4 protein-coding genes and 1 pseudogene are annotated in these 3,559 nt (G+C 56.1%); 3 read left to right on the forward strand and 2 right to left on the reverse strand.

What is annotated here, in order from left to right; translation table 11 throughout:
* Positions 1-911 precede the first annotated feature (911 nt).
* On the reverse strand, positions 912-1,988 hold the full coding sequence (locus HMPREF3036_RS05875; protein WP_005435105.1) for an isoaspartyl peptidase/L-asparaginase family protein: 1,077 nt from the start codon (positions 1,986-1,988) through the stop codon (positions 912-914).
* Positions 1,989-2,220: 232 nt separating this feature from the next.
* Between HMPREF3036_RS05875 and HMPREF3036_RS05880 the strand changes: the two genes are divergently transcribed.
* From HMPREF3036_RS05880 to HMPREF3036_RS12575, 3 genes and pseudogenes are all read left to right on the forward strand, one after another.
* Positions 2,221-2,691 carry a winged helix-turn-helix domain-containing protein gene (locus HMPREF3036_RS05880; protein ID WP_005435106.1) on the forward strand — a complete coding sequence of 157 codons (471 nt, stop codon included), beginning with the start codon at positions 2,221-2,223 and terminating at the stop codon, positions 2,689-2,691.
* A gap of 52 nt (positions 2,692-2,743) precedes the next feature.
* The gene (locus HMPREF3036_RS05885; protein WP_231853582.1) at positions 2,744-3,115 is read left to right on the forward strand and encodes a transposase; all 372 of its coding nucleotides are present in this window, start codon (positions 2,744-2,746) and stop codon (positions 3,113-3,115) included.
* Positions 3,111-3,290, forward strand: a pseudogene (locus tag HMPREF3036_RS12575) (hypothetical protein); the annotation flags it as partial. The gene HMPREF3036_RS05885 and the pseudogene HMPREF3036_RS12575, both read left to right, overlap by 5 nt.
* Positions 3,291-3,312: 22 nt before the next feature.
* Here HMPREF3036_RS12575 and HMPREF3036_RS12090 read toward each other — a convergent pair.
* Positions 3,313-3,489: a hypothetical protein gene (locus HMPREF3036_RS12090; protein ID WP_197457944.1), complete on the reverse strand. Its 177-nt coding sequence runs from the start codon at positions 3,487-3,489 to the stop codon at positions 3,313-3,315.
* Positions 3,490-3,559 lie beyond the last annotated feature (70 nt).

Consider the following 3,559-nt stretch of genomic DNA (forward strand, 5'->3'; position numbering starts at 1 on the left):
AGATGTTCCTCGAGCTCTTCTTCGACGAATCTGAGTGAGTGTAGATTCCACGGTTTTCAGGTTACTTTCCCCGAACCACAGGCTATTTGCGCGGAATCGCCTCGTCAATCTGCTTTCGCGGCATATGCTTGGCCTAACGGCCTGCGCTATTCCACGACAGTTTGACGATTCGATTCCGCGCAGGAATTACCCACACGAATCCGCGAAAGGCCAAATTTAGTGGTGTGGCTTCGCCACGTATTGAATGGAGGACGCGCATGGACGCGCCCTCCAGGGGGAGTTGTACCCAAAAAATCCCCCGAACACTTGCAAACGGGGAGCTGACCATGTATTTCTTATAGGCCTCGATAACGCGTTGTCGGAGGGTTTTCTGGGCTGAAAGTGAAAACTTTCGGCTATCAAGTGAGTTAGTATCAGTCATCGTTGTGGAATGGTACCGCAATATGTAAACTAAATCAAAGACGTGTTAATAACAAGTCCGGATTTCGCGCCCCACCCCATTGTTCACTCTGCTGGGTATAGAAAAACTCCCGATGCGCTTAGATCGATTTTCGTGAGCTAGCGACCCGGGAGTTTAGGCTCCAGACGATGCCGCCGGACGTCGTGGTCGCGGAAGTCGACCGCATTTTGGCAGGCCGTGCCGACGCGTCGCTCCCCGTCAGCGCCCGGACTCCGGATCTTTCCACGAAACCGGACTGCAAAGACCCTCGCGCATCGTCCCGGAACGGTTCAAACTGTTCGATGCAGACGGTCTGATTGGCGGGGCGTCAGACAAGAAAGCCTGCCTTTCCGTTCCTTGCGGCCGGGAAAGCAGGCTTTCGAACGATTCCCTCGGCAACGGCTCAAGCCGAGGAAAGCGGGAGAAGGACGGCGCAAAGAACATCGCGTCGTCCTCTTCTCAACGGTTGGAATTATTTCGACTCGCGGAGCTTCTTGACGTCGACGTTCTTGAGTTCTTCATCGGCGAAGATGGCGGTCATCGGAACGCCGTCCTTGCTGATGGTGCCGCGGTACATGCCGGCGGAGTTCATCGGGAAGGCGAAGTTGCCCTTGGCGTCGAGAATGATCATGCCGCCCGAGCCCTTGATGGCGCCGACCTCGGCGATGGCGGCGTCACCGGCCTTCTGAACGTCCTGGCCGAGGAGCTTGTAGTGGGCATGCACGTTGTAGGCAGCGGACGTACGGATGAACATTTCGCCCGAACCCGTGCAGGAAACGGCCACCGTTTCGTTGTTGGCGTAGGTGCCGGCCCCGATGATGGGCGAGTCGCCCACGCGGCCGAAGCGCTTGTTGGTCATGCCGCCCGTCGACGTGCCCGCGGCAATGTTGCCGTCCTTGTCGAGCGCCACGGCGCCGACCGTGCCGTACTTGTAGTCGTACATCATCGGGTCGATGAAGAGTTCGGCATTGGCGGTCTTGGGATGATCACCGTCGTGGTCGAGAATGATCTGTTCCTTTTCCTTGGCCTTCTGAAGCTGCTGATAGCGGAAGTCCGTGAAGAACCACTTCGGATCGACGGTTTCGGCGCCGTTCTTCGCGCAGAACTCTTCGGCGCCCTTCGTCGCCATCATGACGTGCGGCGACTTGGTGCGGACGAGGTCCGCGCAGTTGATGGGGTGCTTCACGTTGGTTACGCCCGCAACGGCGCCGGCGGAGAGCGTCTTGCCGTCCATGATGGACGAGTCGAGTTCGTTCTTGCCTTCGCTCGTGAAGACCGCGCCGCGGCCGGCGTTGAAGTTGGGATTGAGTTCCATCTGATTGATGGCGGCCTTGACGGCGTCGACGGCCGTACCGCCCTGTTCGAGCACGGCATAGCCCGCCTGCAGAGCCTGTTGGAGGCCTTCGTGGTACTTCGCGGCACGTTCGGGCGTGAAGTCTTCACGCGCCATCGTGCCGGCGCCGCCGTGAATGACGAGACGAATGTCGGCGGCCTGCGCCGTAGCGGCCAGGGCCAAACCCAGACCGAGTGCCAAGAGAGAACGCTTCATGGTTGTACTCCTTATGAGTGGAGACGTCGTCGCACGCCGACCGCATGGGGCCCGGCGTCGGTCGGACGACGTCGGTGGACAAGTTCGAAGAATATATCTTGACGGAACCGTTTTTCGCCATCCGCGATTTCCCGATCGGTGCGAACCCGTAATTTGCTTTGGAAAAGCTTCTTTTCAGAGTTATTATTAACACGGCTTTGATTTAGTTTACATATTGTGGTATCATTCCACAATGATGACTGATGCTAACTCCCTGGATGGCCGAAAGCTTTCACTTTCAGCCCAGAAAGCCCTCCGCCAACGCGTTATCGAGGCCGATAAGAAAGGTATAAAGCGCACCCAGATTGCCAAAACCTTTGGTATGTCTCGCCAGTGGGTCTGGAAAGTGTTGCGTGCCTTCGAAAAACACGGAGAAGAGGCGGCAATCGCAGGACATAGCCGTGGCCCCAAGCCCGAAACCAGCGACAAGATGCGACGCCTCTCCCGACAAGAGGAAGCGAAGTTGATGGCGTGGATTATTGATTCCAACCCGTCTCAGTTGAAGTTCCCTTGGGCGGTCTGGACGCGCAAGGCCGTGCGCGACCTCATTCGCCGCGAGTTCGGCAAGGAAATCGCCATTCGTACGATCAGCGCCTACATGAAGCGTTGGAATATGACGCTAGGCATTGCAACAAGATCCTGTCGCTGTTGGCAAATGGCTTGAGGAGACATATCCTCAGATTGAGCAGCGAGCAAAGGCTGAAAACGCTTTGATCTTGTGGCAGGACGAAACGGCCGTAAAGCAGGACTCGAATTGGGTACGGAGCTACGCCCCGAGAGGACAAACCCCCGTATTGATTGAAAACGCCCGAACGAACTACGGCGCCCCCGTCATAATCTCGGCCATCAACATCCAGGGAAAGAGCTTCTTTCTATCGCAGCGCAAAGCCGTCAATGCCTATCGCTTCATTCGATTCTTGCGCCGTCTTATCCTTGATCTCGGGGGCAACGGACGTAAACTTTTCGTTATTTGCGACAACGCGCGGATCCACCACGCGCGTATCGTTCAGCGTTGGATTGAGGCCCGCGGGAAGGAAATAGAGCCTTTTTTACCTTCCTGCTTATTCGCCAACGCTCAACCCGGATGAGCACCTGAATCGAAACCTCAAAACCGAACTCCGCCTTCAGGCTGCCGGCACGCATGACGACAATCTTGAGCGCGCTCGCGCATTTATGGAACGATGCCAACGGGAAACATGGCGTGTGCAAGCATGTTTTCTCCCGGAAGACGTCCAGTATGCGCAAGAAAATTTGTGCGCTTGATGTAAACTAAATATCGGCCGCATTAATAATGCTTGCGGGAAGCAATCGCTTGAGCAACGCCGATAATGATGGCGAGGCCCAAAAGCCCCAGCCGATCAACGCCTCCGCCGGCCATCGCAACATTGAGAACAATGTCGCCGTTCCAAACGAAGTTTGCCTGTGCTAAACTTCCTAACAAGGAAATGAATGTTGTGACCATCCCAATTTCCTTTCAATGACTTGGCCCGGTGTTACCAGCACTGGGCTTTGTCGTTTTTGAACCCCTTGCG

It is taken from the genome of Sutterella sp. KLE1602, assembly GCF_001578585.1.
GTDB classification, from domain to species: Bacteria; Pseudomonadota; Gammaproteobacteria; order Burkholderiales; family Burkholderiaceae_F; genus Sutterella; species Sutterella wadsworthensis_A.